We start from the raw sequence: 17,587 nt of genomic DNA, 5'->3' as shown, positions 1-17,587 counted from the left end.
CGATGACCACCTCCGCGTACGACCACTGGTCCGACACCTACGAGTTGTTCGAAGGCGCCATGGCCGAGGACACCTGGCGCCTGGGCATCGGAGCCGAACTGGCCAAGCTGGCCGCTCCCGGCCCCGTCCGCATCCTCGACCTCGGCGCCGGCACCGGGATGGGCAGCCGGGTGCTGGCCGGCCTCGTCCCGCAGGGCGAGGTCACCTCGCTCGACCGCTCGGCGGCCATGCTGGAGCACGGCGGCATACCGCCCGAGCTGCGCATCGTCGGTGACATGGCGCGCTTCTCCGTCGAACCCGGCTCCTTCGACTTCGTGGTGTCCGGGTTCGACGCCCTCAACTACCTGACCACCACCGACCTCGCCGAGTGCCTGGGCAACGTGGCCGCGGCCCTGCGCCCCGGCGGCCACCTGATCTTCGACTACTCCTCCCGCAAGGTCCTCCAGGAGGACTGGCGGAACCTGGAGCACGAGGAGACCCGCGAGGGTGTCCGCCTGCACCGCACCCACCGCTGGGACCCCGTGCTGGCCCGCAGCCGCTCGGTGCTCTCCCTGTACGGCGCGGACGGCCTGCTCTGGCGCGAGACCCATCTCCAGTACGTCGTCGACCCGTTCACCATGGAGGAACTCGGCCGGGCGGCCGGCCTGCGCACGGTACGCGTCCGCGACATCGACGGCGACGGTTTCACCCCCGGCCACACCACGCACCTCTACGTCCTGCGCAAGGACGAGCAGGACGCCCTGACCGCCGAGGAGCAGGCATGACCGCCGCGGCCGAGGAGCGCACCGAACGGGTGCTGGCGAGCACCAGCGTGGTCATCGCGCTCCGCGACGATGTGCGCATCCTGGACTGCATCGACTCGATCGACGAAGACGTGGAGATCGTGCTCGCGCTCAACGGCGCCACCGACGAGATCCGCCGCCTGCTGCGCGAGCACCCGAGGCCGCTGACCATCACCGAGATTCCCGACGCGGGCAACCTCGGGGCCGCCTACAACGCGGGCGCCGAGGCGGCGGCCGGACGCTATCTGCTGCTGATGGACTCGGACTGCACCTTCGCCCCCGGCGTGGTCCGCATGATGGCCGCGGCCGTCGCCACCGACCCGGTGGTCAAGGGCCAGGTGGTCTACGGCGAGTCCGGCAGCCTGATGAGCCGGCTCACCGCCCGGGTGCGGGAGTACGACGAGGGCGAGTACGTCAGTGCCCTGTCCCCGCCGCTCATCTACGACCGCGCGATCGTCGAGCACATCGGCGGCTACCACTTCGACGGCCTGATCCACTGGTGCGAGGACCGGGAGTTCGACTTCCGGCTCCAGCTGGCCGGCATCCCCGTGCGGCACGTCCCCGAGGCCCGCATCTTCCACGACGCCCAGGTCGGCCTCCAGAACATGCGCAGCTACTTCCGCTACGGCATCGGCGAGGGCATCGCCCAGGAGACCGGTGTCTTCACCACCCCCGCGGTGCCGGTGCTGTGGCGGCTGTACGAGGCGTCCCGGACGCTCGCCGGGTGCGCCCGGCACAAGGGGATCGGGGCCGCCGCGTACTACGCGCTGCTCAAGATCGCCTTCCACACCGGCACCCTCTACCACCTGGTGCGCGACCCCTACGGGGTGCGGCCCAGGTACCCGGCGACCGCCGCCCGCGCCCGGATGGTGCGGGCGATCCCCCAGCACTGCACCGAGCTGACGCCCGCCCAGCGGGAGCGGCTGCGCCGGGCACACCTGCGGGCCGGGCGGCGGATCGTGCCGCTCGAGGACCTCAGCGTGTTCCAGGACGACGCCGGGCCGCAGCCCGAACCGTCGCCTCAGGCGGCGTCGTGACCGTCGGGCAGACCGGGGGAGACCGGGAGCAGCAGCCGCGACGGCCGGCCAGGCCCGTGGTGGACCCGGTTCACGGCCGTGACGACCGGGGCGTCCGCCAGGGTCAGCGGGGTGCCGCCGGTGTTCGGATTGGGGTCGAAGCGCGGGAAGTTGCTGCTGGAGACCTCCAGCCTAACCCGGTGGCCGGGCCGGAAGACGTGCACGACGGTGCCCGCCGCCACCTGCACGGCGTGGACCGTGTCCGGGGCCGGCGGACGGACCCCGTCCAGCCGGGCCCGGTGCCCGGTCCGGACGACGCCGTCGCAGAGGATCTCCGCGCGGCCGTCCGGGTGCACGTCGACCAGCTTGGCGGTGAAATCGGTGTCGGGCGCGGAGGAGGAGACGTACAGCTCCGCGACGACCCGTCCGGACACCACGAGGGGCGCCTCCAGCCGGGGGCCGGTGTAGCAGAGCACGTCGGGGCGTTCCTCCACCGCGCGCTGGTCGAGGGGGCCGCAGTCGGCGCCGACGAGCATTCCCGTCATGCAGGTCGCCCCGCCAGCGGTCGGGACGGGGTCGCGGGGGTCGTAGCGGTAGACGTCCGTGCCCGTCCGGCGGGGCGGATCCGGGCGCAGCACGCCCGACCCGTGCCGGGTGCGGGCGTCGCCGTCGCTGTCGAGGTGCAGCGCGAGCGGCGAGCTGTCCGCGCCGGGCGGACCGGCGGGGCAGACCCAGCGGTCCGCCCCGCTGGCGAACACCTGCACCGGCGGCCCGGCCTCGCCGGCCACCCCCTTCACATACCGGTCGAAGAAGGCGAGATGGGCCGCCGTCATGTCGAACTCGGCCTCGTCGGCGGCGAGGCCGTACCGCCGCTCGGGAAAGACGCCCCCGGTCACGCAGTGCGACCACGGGCCGATCAGCAGCCGGTCGCCGGTCCGGGACGACGGGCCGCGCAGGGTGCCGGGAAGGAAGACGTCGTACCAGCCGCCGACGACCAGCGCCGGGGGCCGGGGCCCCACCGGAGCGGCGGCCAGCCCACGCCAGTGGGCGTCCGGTCCGGGGTGCTCCAGCCACTCGCGGTAGTAGGGGGCGAGCCGGTCCAGCAGCGGCAGCGCCCGCCAGGGCGCTCGGTAGAGCTCGTCGATGCCGTCCAGCGCCTCCGCCACCGCGCGCACGTCCGCGGCAGTGCCCCCGGCGCGCTCGACCTGTCCGTGCAGCAGGTCGCCCAGGACCCAGTGCAGACAGAACCCGAGCTGGAAGGCGCCGCCCAGGTACGTCCAGCCCTCGTAGGGATCGGCGGCGGCGACATGCGGGGCGACGGCCCGCAGCGCCTCCGGTGCGGCGGCCGCCGCGTGCCACTGCGCGGCGCCTTCGTAGGACCGCCCGATCATGCCGACGGCCCCGTCGCACCAGCTCTGGCGGGCGACCCACTCCACGGTGTCCCGGCCGTCGCGGGCGTCGTCCGCGAACGGCCGGAAGACCCCGTCGGACGCGTACCGGCCGCGCACGTCCTGCACCACGAGGCAGTACCCGGCCTCGACCAGCCGCATCCAGTTCAGGGAGCGGCCCCCTGCCGACGACCCCTTGTCGTACGGGGTCCGCTGGAGGAGGGCCGGCAGGGGGCGGGGGGTCTCCGGGCGGTAGACGTCCGCCCGCAGCACCACACCGTCACGCATGGGGACGGGTACGTCCCGGTCGATCACGAGTCGCACGGGGATCCCCTCTCAGCCGGCGGACCGCGTGTACGTGGGGTAGCGCAGGACCGAGCCGCCGAACCCGAGCTTGAACCGGTTGATCCCGGCCGTCTTGCCCTCCACCTCGCCGGTGGATATCCCGCTCAGGTCGAAATACTCCAGCCCCTCGGCCGCCGCCCGCCTGATGGTCTGGAAATGCACGAAATTCATCGAGCCGTCGACGCGGTGATCCGGATGCGTGGCCACGTAACGTGCTTCCAGTGCATTCCGGTTCCGGAAACACACGGAACCGGCCGCCACCCGCCCCTCGTGGAGCGCGGTGAAAAGGTGGACCGATGGATGCTCCAGCAGATCGCGCAGCAGATCGAGGGGGGCCAGGTCGGGTGAATCCGCGCGGATCATCGCCGGTGCGTAGAAGTCGTAGAACTCCTCGATCCGGCCGGAGTCGTCGGCGAATTCCAGACCACTGCGCAGCGCTCGGCGGACCCGGCTGCGGGTGCTTGGGCGCATCCGGGCGAGGATCGCCTCGTCACCGCCACTGGTGGGCACGAGCCCGGTGGCGTAGTGCGGAGCGGACCGGTACCCGGCGGCTGCCAGCACCTCGGGGAAGTCCCACTCCGGCAGCAGCACCAAAGTGGCGGGGCCGAGCCGGGAGATCCCGTCGAGAAGGGCGGACAGCAGTTCCGGATCGGGCTGTCCGGCCGGTCCCTTCCACAGGAACCAGCCGTCCTCGCCGCCGTCCTCCAGCAGTGCGGCGGCCCACCGGCCGCCGGGGCGGCCCGCGCGCAGCAGGCGCACCGGATCGCCGCGCCCCGACAGCAGCCGGAACCGGCCGGCGCTCTGGTGGAAGTCCTCGGACGGGATTTCCGCCTCGTCCGGAACGTCGACAGTGCTTTCCGGATGCATGATCAGACGAAGCACGGCGTGCCCTTTCTTCTGGTTTCTCGCACGGGGAAACAGGAAGTACCCGGCGGTTTTTCAGGCATGCAGCGGAACGAGAAGTTCGAAGAGTCGACCGGTCTGCCCGGCGGATTTCCGCCCGGTGCGGTCGCGGAGAAGGAAAGTGGCCGGCGCCTATTTTCATCGGCGCGGTATCGCTGCTAATTTCTAGCGCACCGGTCGTCGTCCGTCAATTACCGGGCCCATGGTCCGTTCGAAGGGAATGAGTTGCCATGCGAATTCTGGGTGTGAATGGCTGGCCGGGCGCGAGCCACGACGGGTCCGCCTGTCTCCTGGTCGACGGGAAGATGGTGGCCTTCGCCGAGGAGGAACGCTTCACCAGGCACAAGCACGGCTACGGTGAGGCACCGCTGCACGCCGCCGCGTTCTGCCTCCAGGAGGGCGGCCTCACGCTGGAGGACATCGACGTGGTCGCCCACGGCTGGGACATGCCGTCGCTGCTCACCCGGCGGGGCCTGGACTGGTTCCCCGACAGCGCCACCGCCCTGGACTTCCTCTTCCCGCGGGAGCTGTACCCGCGCGGCCGCGACCCCGAGTTGGTGTTCGTCCCGCACCACACCGCCCACGCGGCCAGCGCCTACTACTTCTCCGGCCGGGACCAGGGCGCCGTCCTGGTCCTCGACGGCCAGGGAGAGTGCGAGAGCGCCACGCTCGCCTCGGCCACCGGCGGCGAGCTCAAGGTGCTGGAAACCGTCCCGCCCGGCTGGTCCCTCGGCTACTTCTACGCCGCCGTCTGCGAGTACGCGGGCCTCGGCGCCGACGCCGCCGGCAAGGCCATGGGGCTCGCCCCCTACGGAACCCCCGGCGACCTGACCTTCGGCGGCGGCCTCGGCCTCCAGGACGACGGCTACGCCGTCGGACCGGTGCCGCGCTCCCTGCTGTCCACCGGCAGCACCGACGAGGAGGCGGACACCCTGCGGCTGTGGCTCGCCCACCTGGAGAAGACCAGCGCGCTGCCGCCCAACCGCACCAGCCGCCACTACGACCGCGAGCGCGGCCGCTTCGTCCGGCGCACCGAACGCGACCCCTACGAGTACCGGGACCTCGCGGCCACCGCCCAGGAGGCGCTGGAGCGCTCGGTCATCGCGATGGCCCGGCGGCTGCTCCGCGAGACGGGCCAGGACACTCTGCTGGTGGCCGGCGGCGTCGGCTTCAACGCGACCCTCAACGGCAAACTCGCCCGACTGCCCGAGGTCCGCGACCTGTTCGTGCAGCCCCTCGCCGGCGACCAGGGCGTCAGCCTCGGCGCGGCCGGCTGGGTGGCCGCCCAGCACGGCGAGACCATCACGCCGATGACCGGATCCCTCGCCTGGGGCGAGCAGTGGGACGCCGACGCCGTCCGCCGGGAACTGCACCGGCAGGGCGTCCGCCACACCGAGCACGACGACATAGCCGACGCGGTGGCCGGGCTGCTGGGCCGCGGCCAGATCGTCGGCTGGCACCAGGGACGCGGCGAGGGCGGGCCCCGGGCCCTGGGCCACCGCTCCATCGTGACCGCGCCGTTCCCGGTGGCCAAGCGCGACCGCATCAACCTCACGGTCAAGGACCGCGAGTGGTGGCGGCCGTTCGCGCCCAGCATGCGCCTGGAGGAGGCCGGCGCCCTGCTCGGCGACGACACCCCGCTGCCCTACATGATCGTCACCACCCCCGTGCCCGACGCCGGACGGGCCGCGATGCCCGCGGTGATCCACGTCGACGGCACCACCCGTCCGCAGACGGTCACCGCCGAGGACGACCCGCTCTACCACCGGCTGCTGGGCCGGGTCGCCGAGCACACCGGCCACGCGGTCGTTCTCAACACCTCGTTCAACGGCCGCGACGAGCCGGTCGTGTGGACCCCCGCCGATGCGCTCGCCACCTTCGCCCGAAGCCCCCTGGACGCCCTCGCGCTGGGCCCGTTCCTGATCCGGCGCACCGACTGACTCCACCGGCCCGCGCCGCCGACCGCCCTGTCCGCCGGACGCCCTCGTGCTAGCGTCCTTCCATGCCTTATTAGGTCCGCATGTCCCAGCCGCCGTCCTCCGGCCCCTTCCGTGTCGGCTTGGTGTACCTGTACACCGGCCTGACCGAACTCCTCCCGCTGCACGCCGTCTACGCCCTGGCGATGACCTCGCACGGGGTCGCCACGGGAGAACTGTCGGTTCTCTTCGCGGTGTGGACGGTGACCACCTTCCTCTGCGAAATCCCCTCCGGGGCCCTGGCCGACCGCTTCCCCCGCCACCGCGTGCTCGCCGCCGCGGCGCTCGCGCAGTGCACCGGGTTCGCCCTGTGGACCGCGCTGCCCACGCTCGGCTCGTTCGCGGCCGGATTCGTCCTGTGGGGTGCGGGCACCGCCCTCACCTCCGGGACGCTCCAGTCCCTGCTCTACGACGGGCTGGCCGCCGAGGGCAGGGCCGGACGGTACGCCCACGTCAGCAGCCGGGTGGCCGCCGTCCAGGCGTGCTCGGTGGCGGCCAGTTCCCTGGCCGCCACCCCGCTGGTCCTGCTCGGCGGCTACCCCGCCGCCGGCTGGGTGTCCGTCCTGCTCACCCTGCTCGCCGTCCCCACCGCCCTCGCCCTCGGTCACCGCACCCCCGGTCCGGCTCAGGCCGCCGCGCCGGAGCCGTCCGCGGACCCGGTCCCGGCTCCCGGCGCGTCCCCCGAGGGCTATCTGGCCGTGCTGCGCTCCGGCCTCGCCGAGGCCCGCGGCGAACCGCGGGTGCGCTCCGCCGTCCTGCTGGCCGCCGGCCTCACCGGCCTCGCCGTGGTCGACGAGTACGTTCCGGTGCTGGCCCGCGAGGCCGGCACGCCCGCGGCGGCCGTACCGCTGCTCATGCTGCTGCCCTGGGCGGCGATGGCGGCGGGCGGCTTCGCCGGGGGACGCCTGGCCGGCGCCGGCGACCGCCTGCTGGCCGTACTGCTCGGCGCGGGCGGCGCCGCCCTGGCCGCCGGCGCGCTCACCGGCCGCCCGGCCGGGTTCCTCGGCATCGCCGCGTTCTACTGGGTGCTCCGGCTGGCCCAGGTCGTCGCCGACAACCGGCTCCAGCACGCCATCTCGGGACCGGCCCGGGCCACGGTCACCTCGGTCGCCGGTCTCGGCGCCCAGGCCGTCGCACTCTGCGTCTTCCTGACCTTCGGCCTCGCGGCACGCCGGGCCTCCACGGCCGTGCTGGTCGCCCTCACCGCCGTACCGGTGCTCCTGCTGGCCGTCCGGCTGGCCCTGCGACCGGCCCGGGCCCACCACACCCCACCACCGCCCGACGACTCCCCGCGTCCCGCACGGGACGAGGCCGTCGAACGCAACTCGTGAAGGAGAGCGAAGCATGACAACGAACACGGCTGACGCCGTCGTGGAAAGCCTGGCCGACGACGTACGGCAGGCCCTCGGCCTCGCCCCGGGGGAACCGCTCGGCCGATCGTTCGCCGCCATGGGCGGCAGCTCCCTGGACGCCGCCCAGCTCACCCTGCGGATGCGCCGCGCCCACGGACTGGACGTCGGCGCCCACGAACTGCTCAACACGGCCAGCGTGCGGGACCTCCTGGACGACCTCGCCGCCCGCCCCCGCACCGCCCCGGCCGCCGACGCCGCGGACCCCGCGCCCGCCGACCGCGCGCCCCTCACCTGGCAGCAGCGGGTGATCTGGTACCAGTCCCTCCTCGACCCGGACTCCTCCCGCTACGTCTTCCACGCCCTGTTCCACCTCGCCGAGGCGCCCCGGCCCGCGGCCCTGCGCGAACTGCTCCGCCGGCTGCTGCGCCGCCACCCGGTACTGCGCACCCGGCTGGTCTTCGACGACGGCGAACCCTGGCAGGTGGTACCCGGCGCCGACGTCACCGACGCCGAGACCGACCTCACCGTCGTGGACCTCCCCGAGGCGACGGCGTCCCCGGAGGAACTCGTCCGGCTCAGTGGCGCCGACCGCCCCTTCGACCTGCGGACCGGCCCGCTGCTGCGCTGGGTGCTGGTCCGGCTCCCCGACGGCCGCGCGGTGCTGGTGCACACCGAGCACCACCTCATTCACGACGGCAAGTCCTTCATCGCCCTGCTCGGCAGCCTCCACGACGACACCGACACGCCCGACACCCGCTACTTCGGCTACGCCGCCGCCCAGACCCCCACCGACCCCGCCGAGGTCCGCGAGGTCGCCGAGCGCGTCGCGAAGGCCGCCGGCCACATCCTCGACGGCGGTCTCGCCACCACCGGCCGGGACACCTTCCTGCGGCTGCCCGTGCCGCCCGCCCTGCTGCGCGAGGTCCGGGCGGCCGCCAGCCGGGCGTCCGTGTCCCTGTTCACCGCCCTGTTCACGGCGTTCTCCCAGGCGCTCACCCAGTACGAGGGGGTCGGCGCCGCCGTCCTCGGCAGTGCGGTGGAGAACCGGCCGCCCGGCCACGAGGACACCGTCGGCATGTTCGTGTCCACCGTCCCCGTGGTCGTCGAACGGCGCCCGGGCGAGCTGCCCGAGGCCACCCTGCGCCGCACCCGGAGCGCCCTGCGGGAGGCGATGGACCGTTCCGCCGTCCCCCTGCCCGACGTCGTCCAGGCCGTCGGCGGCACCGACGGACGCGGCGACGGCGCCGTGGTCCGGGCCGCGTTCAGCATGCACCAGCAGGTCGAACGCGAGGTCGAACTGGCCGGTGTCACCGCCCGGGTCCAACTCGGCGTGTTCAACGGAGCCGCCAAGTTCCCCGTCAACGTCATCGCCGTCACCTCCGGCACCGGCGACGACACCCGCGTCGAACTGCTGATGGAGGCCCAGGACGGCGCCGTCGGCCGCGACGACCTGTGGGCACTGTGGACCGGGACCGTGGAATGGCTGCGCACCTGGGTCCAGCTGCTGCCCGAGCGGCGGACCCCGCCCGCGGCCGAGCTCGTCGCCCGGGTGACCGAGCGCGCCGCGGCCGACCCGGACGCGGTCGCGCTCGACGACGGCGAACGCCGGATCACCTATGGCCGGCTCGCGGCCTGGGGCGAGGCCGCCCGGCGGCTGCTGGACAGGCCCGGCGAGGTGGTCGGCATCCTGGGGACGGCCTCCCCCGACTTCTTCGCCTGCGCCTACGCCGTCCTGCACGCCGGCGGCACCTACGTCCCGCTGGAAGCCGGACAGCCCGACGAACGGCTGGCCTCCATGGTCGCCCAGGCCCGCTGCACCACCGTCGTCCGGCTGCCCGGCGTCCCCGACCACCGGGTCGCCGCGCTCGACGGGCCCGACACCGCGCCGCGGCGGGTGGACTGGGCCGGACTCGTCGCCTCCTGGTCCGCCGTCCTCGCCCCGGACACCGTGCCGGAAACCGCCGGCACCGTCCCCGCCTACGTCATGTTCACCTCGGGCAGCACCGGTGAGCCCAAGGGCGTCATGGTGCCCCGATCCGCCCTGGACCGGCTCGCCGACTGGGCGGCCCGCGAACTGCGGATCGGCCCCGGCACCGCCGTCGGGCAGCTCGCCAACGCGGCCTTCGACGCTTCCGCGTTCGAGGTGTGGTCCGGGCTGTACGCCGGCGCGCGCATCCGGTTCGCGCCCGCCGGACTCCGCGCCGATCCGCAACGTCTCGCGGACTGGTTCGCCGAGACGGGCGTCGAGTGCGCCTTCGTCCCCACCCCCATCGCCGAACTCCTCGTCCGGGTGCCGAAGCCGGCCGGCAGCCGGCTCGACCGCATCTCCACCGGTGGCGACCGGCTGCACGCGCTCCCCGAGGACACGCCGTTCGAGGTGCTCAACATGTACGGCCCGACCGAGACGACCGTGGTGGCCACGGCCGGCTGGGTCGACCCCGGCGGCACCGGGCTGCCCCCGATCGGCCGCGCCCTGCCCTACGGCTACACGCGCGTGGTCACCCCCGACGGCGCCCTCGCCGCACCGGGTGAGCAGGGCGAACTCTGGGTCGGCGGGGACGGGGTGGCCACCGGGTACGCGAACGCGCCCCGGCAGACCGCCGCGCGCTTCGTCGCCGACCCGCACGCCGAGGACGGCGCGCTCGTCTACCGCACCGGTGACCTCGTCCAGCTCGACAGCGGCGGCCGGCTGCACTACTCGGGGCGCCAGGACCGGCAGTTCAAGCTCGCCGGGGTGCGCTTCGAACTCGGCGAGGCGGAGGCGGTCGCGCTGCGCAGGCCCGGCGTCGAGCAAGCGGTGGCGCTGACGACCGGGTCGGCCACCGGACCGCGGCTGCACCTGTTCGTCACTCTCGCCGCGGGCACGGACCCGGACGCGACCGACGAGGCGATCCGCGCGGCCCTGCCCGCGCAGCTGCGCCACCTGACGATCCACCACCCGGACGCCCTGCCGTACAACTCCAGCGGCAAGGTGGACCAGCGCCGCCTGACGGAACTGGCGGCACAGGGGCGGGGGGCCGGGACCGCGGCGCCCACGCCGGCCGGGCCCGCACCCGCCGACGCCACCGCGCGCACCCACGGCCGAAGCGCCGCGCTTGAGGTGCTGTGGCCCGCTCTCGCACCGTTGTCCCGGCGGGAGCGGCTGGACCTGGTCTACCGGCTGATCGGCTCCGTGCTCGACGAGACGACGGCCGGCGAGGAGACCCGATGAACACCGCCCGGCATCCGGCGCCCACGCTGGAAGCGACTCCGTACCAGGCGTCCCAGCTGATCGCCTCACTGCTGTCCGACGGACACCGGGTCGGCACCCTGCCCGTCCGGATCCCGCTGAACGGCGACGGCGACGGCGCCGGGGCAGCGGACGGCGTGGTCGGCCTCGCCGAGGCGCAGCGTGCCTGGACCGCGCTGCTGCGCTCGGCGGCGGCCCTGCGCGTCCGCTTCCACGACACCTCCGACGGGCTCGTCCAGGAACTGCGCGGGTACGACGACCTGCCCGAGGAAACCGTCCGGGTCACCCTCGGCGACGCCGACCCGGACGCGGACGGTCTCGCACCGTTCGGACCTGTGCTGCTCACGGCCCGTCTGGACCTGCGCGGCAGCAGCCCGGTGCTGGCGCTGCGCGTGCACCACGCGCTCGTCGACGAGCACTCCGTGCTGCTCCTGGGCCGGGCGCTGCGGCACTTCCTCGCACACCCCGATGCCCTCCCCGAGGACGACGGCGACCACTACCGGCGTGCGCAGGAGGCGCTGCTGGAGGCCTCCCGCCGGCCGCCGGCGCCGCGTCCGCGGGGCGAGGCGCCGTCCCGTCCGGCCGGCTCCGGCGCGGCGGACGCCCCGCTGCTGAGCCGTCCCGGCACAGACCCCCGCGAACGTGCGCACCACGCGGTGCGGCTCGCCCCCGGCACGGTCGCGGCGCTGCGGCAGGCGGCTCGGCAGGCCCGCGCCTCGGCCGTCTCCGTGGCGCACGCCGCCGTCCTGGCCGCGCTGCACCGGCTGGCGCCGGACCGCACTCCCGTCGTCGGCGTCCCGATGACCCTGCGCGACCTGCGGGCCGTCGGCTTCGACGCCGTCGGTCTCTACCTCAACGTCGTGCCCACCGTGATCCCGTGCTCCGGGAGCGACACCTTCGGCGAACTGGTCGACCGGGTTCGCGCCGAGTCGCTGGCCCTGCACGGGCGCAAGTTCGCGTCCGTCGGCGACCTCGCCGCGGCGGACGGTGTCGCCCGTCCCGGCGACCGTGCCTACGCCGATCTGGTGCTCGCCTTCCGCGACGGCTCGCTGCCACCCGGCACCGACGAGCGCGCGACGGCTACCCGGCGGACCGCCGAACCCGGCGCCCCGCTCAACGTCGAGGTGGTGCTCGGCCCCGAGGACGGACTGATCCTCTTCGACTGGCGCAGCGGGCTCGTCCCCTGGCCGCCTGCCCCACAGCTCGCCTCGGCCGTCGTACAGGCCCTGACCGAGCTGCCCGCCCGGCCCGACCGGAGGGTCGCGGAGTTCCCCCTGCTGGACGCCGGGAACATCGCCGAGGTGCGGCGGCGCCTCGGCGGTCACCCGCCGACGGCAGGCGCCCCGACGCCCTCCGTCGTCGAACTCGTCCAGCGCGCCGCCGCCCGCACCCCCGGCGCTCCGGCCCTCAGCGACGCGGAACGCACCTGGAACCACGGCGAGCTGGCGACGGCCGTGCACCGGGTGCGGACCGTGCTGCGGTCCCGGCAACTCCCGCGCGGCTCGCGGGTCGCGGCCGCCTGTGGTCTCGACGCCTGGCAGGTGGCCACCGCGCTGGCGGTCTGGCAGGAGGGCCTGTGCTACGTGCCGGTGGACCCACGGGGCCCCGCCGAACGCAACCGGTTCGTGCTCGCGGACTCCACAGCCGCGCTGGTGGTGTGCGCCCCCGGCATGTCCGACGCGCCCTTCCTCGCCGATACGCCCGAGCGGGACGTCGTCACCACCGACGCCCTGCCCCCGGAACCGGCCGGCGCCGACGCGCTCCCCGGCGGCGGTCCGGCACCGGACGAGCCCGCATACCTGATGTACACCTCGGGCACCACGGGCCGCCCCAAGGGCGTGACGGTCACCCACCACAACCTGGCGGGGTTTCTCCGGGCGATGACACTCGCTCTGCCGGGAGCGGCGGAGGGTGACTGGCTGGCCGAGACCTCGCCGTCGTTCGACATCTCCTACGTCGAGATGTTCTGGCCGCTCACGCACGGCCGGCACGTCCAGCTCCGCTCGCCCGACGCCCGAGAGGACCCCGCCGACGGCCGTCCGTTCGAGCACCGCCAGTGCACGCCCGCGCGGGCGGCGCAGTTGCTGACCGCGAGGGAACTGGGCCACCCGCAGGGCCGGTGGGACGTCGTGCCGCGCTACTGGCTGCTGGGCGGTGAACGGCTGCCCGGCGCGCTCCTGGCCCGGCTGCGCGCGGCCTACCCCGACACCGTCTTCGTGAACATGTACGGTCCCACCGAGGCGACCGTCTGGGCCACCTACCACGTGGTCCGCGGCGACGAGGGCGCCGACGTGCCCCTGGGCCGGCCGCTGCCCAACAGCGGGGTGCTGGTGACGGACCCCTACGGGCACGACGTGCCCGAGGGCGTCGTCGGTGAACTCCTCGTCATCGGCGACTCGGTGGCGTCCGGCTACCTGAACCGCCCGGACGCGACCCGGCGGCGGTTCACCACGGTGGCCACGGCCGACGGGGCGCGCGCCTACCGGACCGGGGACCTGGTGCGCTCGGGCCCGGACGGGCGCCTGTACTTCTGCGGGCGTGACGACGACCAGGTGAAGATCCGCGGCCACCGCGTGGAACCCGGCGAACTGGAGCAGCGGCTGCTGGTCCTGCCGGGCGTGCGCGAGGCCGTCGCCGTCGTGCTGGACGCCGGCGATCCCGAACGGATCCGGCTGGCCGCCGCCGTCACGGTCGCCGACCCCGCGTCCTTCGACCCGGCGGAAGCACGACGGCTGCTGGCGGCCGAGGTCCCGGAGGCGATGCTGCCCGTCGAACTCGTCGTCCTGGACGCCTTGCCACGGCTGACCAACGGCAAGTCGGACCGGCTCGCCGTGCGGGCCGCCTGTGAGGCGGCCGCAGCCGGCCCCGGCGCTCCCGGCGCCGCCGCCACCGCGGCGGGCGGTGCGGTGTCCGACGCCGGTCCGACGGTCTCCGACGGCGCCCCCGGCGAGGCGGGCGCGCCCGGATCCGGCGCCACGGACGAGGCGCCGGACCCGGCCCTGGGCGCGGTCCTCGCCGCCGCCGAGAAGATCTTCCACCGGCCGGTCGGCGTCCACGACAACTTCTTCGACCTGGGCGGCAACTCCCTCACCGCGCTCCGGCTGACCGCGCTCGTGCGGGCCGAGGGCTTCCACCTGGAGGTGGAGGACGTCTTCGACCTGCCCGACATGCGGGCCCTCGCCGACCAGGCCACCGCCGGCACCGGCTGACCGGCCCGGGCGGCGCCGTACCGCGCCGCCCGCCCTCCTCCCTTCCCCCGTCCGTCTTTCCCGCTTCCCCGAGAGGAGCCCCCGTGTCCGGCGACGTCACCGTGGTCCACGTAGGCGAGCCCTGGCCCGAGCACTGGTCCGTGTCCCTCTACCTGTGCGGCCCCACACCCAGGGACCCCGCCCTGGACTCCTGGCGCCCGCACGCCGAACGCCTGCTGCGCGAGCGCTGGACCGGCGACGGCCGGCTCGCCGTCTTCCTGCCCGAGGCCCCCGAGGGTCAGTCCGAGCCGCCCTACCCGCAGCAGGTCGCGTGGGAGGAGGCGGCGATGCACGCGGCGGACGCCATCCTCTTCTACGTACCCCGGGACCTGGCCACCCTGCCCGGCCTGGTCACCAATGTGAAGTGGGGTGCCTGGCACGACTCGGGGCGCGCGGTGCTCGGCTCCCCGCCCGGCGCCCAGCGCAACGAGTACCTGCTGCACTTCGCGGAGCTGCTCGCCGTCCCGGTCGCCCACGATCTGCCCGGCGCGGTCACGGCGGCCCTCGCCCTGGCCGGTCCGGGCGACCGCCGCGAGGGCGCCGACCGGCACGTCCCGCTCGCCCTGTGGCGATCGCCGGAGTTCCGCGGCTGGCACGCCGGACTGGCCGCACGCGGCGACGCCCTGACGGGCGGGCGCCTGCTGTGGAGCCGCGGCAACCCCGTCACGGACTGGGTGTTCGAGGCCCGGCTGCGGTCGGCCGCCACCGGGCGGGAGCGCACCGAGCTGGTGTCGCGGGCCGGGGAACCCCCGCCCGCCCGGCCCGCGCACCTCGCCCCTCTGGGAACGACCGGCTGGTCCGTGTGGCGGGACGTGATGCTGCGCGGCGCCGGTTTCCCCGCCTCCGAACTCACGGCCCTGGCCAGCCCCGGTCTCGCCGCCGCGGCCGACCTCGCTGCCGACGGCGACCCCACGGCCGCGGCCGACTACAAGCGCGCCTACGACCGGGCCGTCGACGACCTGCGCGCCGCGGTGCGCCGCACGGCCGGAACGGCCGCCTTCCGGGAGGCCGTGCTCTGGCAGAACCAGGCCGTGGCCCACCACCACCTGGACAAGGCGGCCACGGGCGGCCCGCGCAACGCGCAGGGCCGCCGCAACGAGCTCGTCGTCGCCTCCTACCTCCAGCGATACACCCTGAAGAACGACACCATCGGCTGGTTCGGGCCCGTCGGCTGGGCCCGCTGCACCGACGCCGACGACCCGCTGACGGTACGTCCCGGCCCGGCGCTGACCGCCGAACGGCACACGTTCTTCGAGAACTGGGCGGTGGACGCCCTGGCCGCAGCGGTCGCCCGGACGCCCGGCGTGCTGCCCTGGCTGGTGCCGCGCCCGGTCGCCTCGCACGCCCGGCGGGGACGCACGGTGCTGCGCCCCCGTCGTCCCGCACGCGACCTCACCGACGACGAACTGGCGCTGCTCGGGCTGATCGACGGGCGGCGGACCACCGCCGAGGTGACCGCCGCCGCTCCCGGCGGCCCACGGGCCGCCCTGCCGGTCCTCGTACGGCTGCACGAGGAGGGCATCGTCCGCCTCGACCTCACCGGCCCCGTCGAGGCCCGTCCGGAACGCACCCTGCGCAGCGCAGTGGCCCGCATCGGCGATCCGGAGGTGCGGTCCCGCGCCCTCGCCCCCATAGACCGAATGGAGCGGCTGCGGCAGGACGTCGCCGCCGCGGCCGGCGACCCGGTCCGGCTGGACCCGGCGCTGACCGCGCTGCGCGGTGCGTTCGAGGAGATCACCACGCGGGAGGCGACCCGCAGGGCGGGCGCCGACTACGCCGGCCGCACCCTCGTCTACGAGGACACCACCCGGGACGTCCAGGTCGGCCTGGGCACCCGCTTCCTGTCGGAACTGGCCACGCCCCTCGGACTCCTCCTGGACAGCGCCGACTGGCTGGTACGGCGGGTCGCCGACGGCTACCGGGTCCTCTTCGACGGCCTGTACGACCGTGAGACCCGGCGCACCGGCGCGACGGGCGTCCCGCTGGCGTGGCTCGTGGCGCTGGCGGCCGACCAGCTGTCCACCGGCCACCGCAGCGTGCCCCCGCCGGTCGAGCGGGCCGTCACGGAGTTCCAGGACCGCTGGCGGCGGGTGCTGCCGCTGCCCGAGACCTCGTGCCACACGGTGGAGGCCGCCGCCCTCGCCGCGGGTGTGGCGCGCGAGTTCCCGGCGGGGCCGTCGCCCTGGGCCGCCGCGACGCACCACTGCCCCGACCTGATGATCGCGGCGACGGGACCGCGGGCGGTGGCCGACGGCGACTGGGAGGGCGTGCTCGGAGAACTGCACGTGGCCACCAACACCGTGGAGGGCCGCGCCTTCGTCGACCGGCACCCTGATCCGGAGCGGTTGCTGCGGGCGGCGGAAGCCGACTACGCGGGCCGCCGGGTGTACGCCGTGCCGCCGAAGGACTCGCTGTTCGTCAGTTCCCGGCTGGCGCCCCCGTCGGCGCTGCTGTCGCCGACCTACCGCTACTGGTCGTGGGCGGAGGGGCAGGACGCGGCCGAGGTGCCGGGGACGCCGCTGCCTGCGGGCGGACTGCGGGTACACCGGGAGGACGGCGGACTGGTGGTCCGCGCCGACGACGGGACGCGCATCCCCCTCCTGGAGGCGGTCGGCGAGTTCCTGAGCGCGGCGGTGGCCGGCGCGTTCAGCCCGTTCGCACGGGCTCCGCACCGCCCCCGGGTGACCGTCGGCCGGCTGGTGGTGAGCCGTGAGTCGTGGTCGGTGCCGGCCGCCGGGCTGGCGTGGGTCCACGAGACCGACGAGGCCGCCCGGTTCGCGGCGGCCCGCCGGTGGCGGGCCGAACTGGGGCTGCCGGAGCGGGTCTTCTACCGGGTACCGCACGAACTGAAACCGATAGCAGGGGACTTCGGCAGTCTCGCACTGGTGAACCTGATGGCCAAGACGGTCCGCGCGGTGCCGGACGGCCCGGACGCCACCGTCACCCTGACGGAGATGTACCCGGGGCCCGACAGGCTCTGGCTGCCGGACGCCGCCGGAGCCCGCTACACCAGCGAACTACGGTTCGTCGCCACCCGGGCCCGCTCCCGGTAGTGCCCGGTCACCTCGCGCATGTGATGCCGCCCGGAGGTGGGGCGAGGGCCGGGCGGCTCGACCCGTGAGCGCGGGTCCGCCGGCAGCACGGTCGCGTGCGGTGAGGGCGGCCAGGCCGCGGCGGCTGAGGACGGGGTGGGCGGGGAGGCGGCGACGCCGGCGCGGTCGGCCGGCCCGGGCGGGTCGGTGCCGTGTCGGCGTCGCAGGCGGACGACGTGTTCTTCGGCGTTGCCGGCGTGCGGTGGGGTTGGCGGTGCGGGCGGCGGAGCGGTCCCGCATCACGGCCTCGCCGAGT

General features: G+C 74.9%; 9 protein-coding genes. 7 read left to right on the top strand and 2 right to left on the bottom strand.

Going from position 1 to position 17,587, the window contains the following annotated elements; translation table 11 throughout:
• The first annotated feature begins 2 nt into the window (after nucleotides 1-2).
• Together ACZ5DC_RS33040 and ACZ5DC_RS33035 are read left to right on the top strand one after the other, a co-directional pair.
• Nucleotides 3-764 (top strand): class I SAM-dependent DNA methyltransferase, encoded by a 762-nt coding sequence (locus tag ACZ5DC_RS33040; RefSeq protein ID WP_468658870.1) that lies wholly within the window; start codon nucleotides 3-5, stop codon nucleotides 762-764.
• Nucleotides 761-1,819: a glycosyltransferase family 2 protein gene (locus ACZ5DC_RS33035; RefSeq protein WP_468658868.1), complete on the top strand. Its 1,059-nt coding sequence runs from the start codon at nucleotides 761-763 to the stop codon at nucleotides 1,817-1,819. Before ACZ5DC_RS33040 ends, ACZ5DC_RS33035 begins: the two co-directional genes overlap by 4 nt.
• Here the strand turns inward: ACZ5DC_RS33035 and ACZ5DC_RS33030 are convergent.
• Nucleotides 1,804-3,510, bottom strand: coding sequence for a CocE/NonD family hydrolase (locus ACZ5DC_RS33030; RefSeq protein WP_468658866.1), 1,707 nt, complete (start codon nucleotides 3,508-3,510; stop codon nucleotides 1,804-1,806). The genes ACZ5DC_RS33035 and ACZ5DC_RS33030 overlap by 16 nt on opposite strands.
• A gap of 12 nt (nucleotides 3,511-3,522) precedes the next feature.
• Nucleotides 3,523-4,413, bottom strand: a complete 891-nt coding sequence (locus ACZ5DC_RS33025) for a GNAT family N-acetyltransferase (protein WP_468658864.1) — start codon at nucleotides 4,411-4,413, stop codon at nucleotides 3,523-3,525.
• 251 nt (nucleotides 4,414-4,664) lie between these two features.
• On the opposite strand from ACZ5DC_RS33025, the gene ACZ5DC_RS33020 reads away from it, so the two are divergent.
• The 5 genes from ACZ5DC_RS33020 to ACZ5DC_RS33000 all read left to right on the top strand — a co-directional run bounded on the left by ACZ5DC_RS33020 (nucleotide 4,665) and on the right by ACZ5DC_RS33000 (nucleotide 17,292).
• Nucleotides 4,665-6,374, top strand: coding sequence for a carbamoyltransferase family protein (locus ACZ5DC_RS33020; protein WP_468658862.1), 1,710 nt, complete (start codon nucleotides 4,665-4,667; stop codon nucleotides 6,372-6,374).
• An 80-nt stretch (nucleotides 6,375-6,454) separates the two neighbouring features.
• Nucleotides 6,455-7,741, top strand: a complete 1,287-nt coding sequence (locus ACZ5DC_RS33015) for an MFS transporter (protein WP_468658860.1) — start codon at nucleotides 6,455-6,457, stop codon at nucleotides 7,739-7,741.
• Nucleotides 7,742-7,754: 13 nt separating this feature from the next.
• On the top strand, nucleotides 7,755-10,973 hold the full coding sequence (locus ACZ5DC_RS33010) for an AMP-binding protein (RefSeq protein WP_468658858.1): 3,219 nt from the start codon (nucleotides 7,755-7,757) through the stop codon (nucleotides 10,971-10,973).
• Nucleotides 10,970-14,200: a non-ribosomal peptide synthetase gene (locus tag ACZ5DC_RS33005; RefSeq protein ID WP_468658856.1), complete on the top strand. Its 3,231-nt coding sequence runs from the start codon at nucleotides 10,970-10,972 to the stop codon at nucleotides 14,198-14,200. The genes ACZ5DC_RS33010 and ACZ5DC_RS33005 overlap by 4 nt, the downstream gene beginning before the upstream one ends.
• Before the next feature lie 83 nt (nucleotides 14,201-14,283).
• Nucleotides 14,284-17,292 carry a lantibiotic dehydratase gene (locus ACZ5DC_RS33000; protein WP_468658854.1) on the top strand — a complete coding sequence of 1,003 codons (3,009 nt, stop codon included), beginning with the start codon at nucleotides 14,284-14,286 and terminating at the stop codon, nucleotides 17,290-17,292.
• The last annotated feature ends 295 nt before the right edge of the window (nucleotides 17,293-17,587 follow it).

The organism is Streptomyces sp. NPDC031445 (genome assembly GCF_055581365.1).
Note: the sequence above shows the minus strand (reverse complement) of the source record. Positions and strands in the feature narration are given on the sequence as shown.

Bases quoted from the DNA above. Each gene is read 5' to 3' on its own strand.
- ACZ5DC_RS33005 (WP_468658856.1), top strand. From the start codon at position 10,970: ATGAACACCGCCCGGCATCCGGCGCCCACGCTGGAAGCGACTCCGTAC.
- ACZ5DC_RS33020 (WP_468658862.1), top strand. From the start codon at position 4,665: ATGCGAATTCTGGGTGTGAATGGCTGGCCGGGCGCGAGCCACGACGGG.
- ACZ5DC_RS33010 (WP_468658858.1), top strand. From the start codon at position 7,755: ATGACAACGAACACGGCTGACGCCGTCGTGGAAAGCCTGGCCGACGAC.
- ACZ5DC_RS33015 (WP_468658860.1), top strand. From the start codon at position 6,455: ATGTCCCAGCCGCCGTCCTCCGGCCCCTTCCGTGTCGGCTTGGTGTAC.
- ACZ5DC_RS33035 (WP_468658868.1), top strand. From the start codon at position 761: ATGACCGCCGCGGCCGAGGAGCGCACCGAACGGGTGCTGGCGAGCACC.
- ACZ5DC_RS33040 (WP_468658870.1), top strand. From the start codon at position 3: ATGACCACCTCCGCGTACGACCACTGGTCCGACACCTACGAGTTGTTC.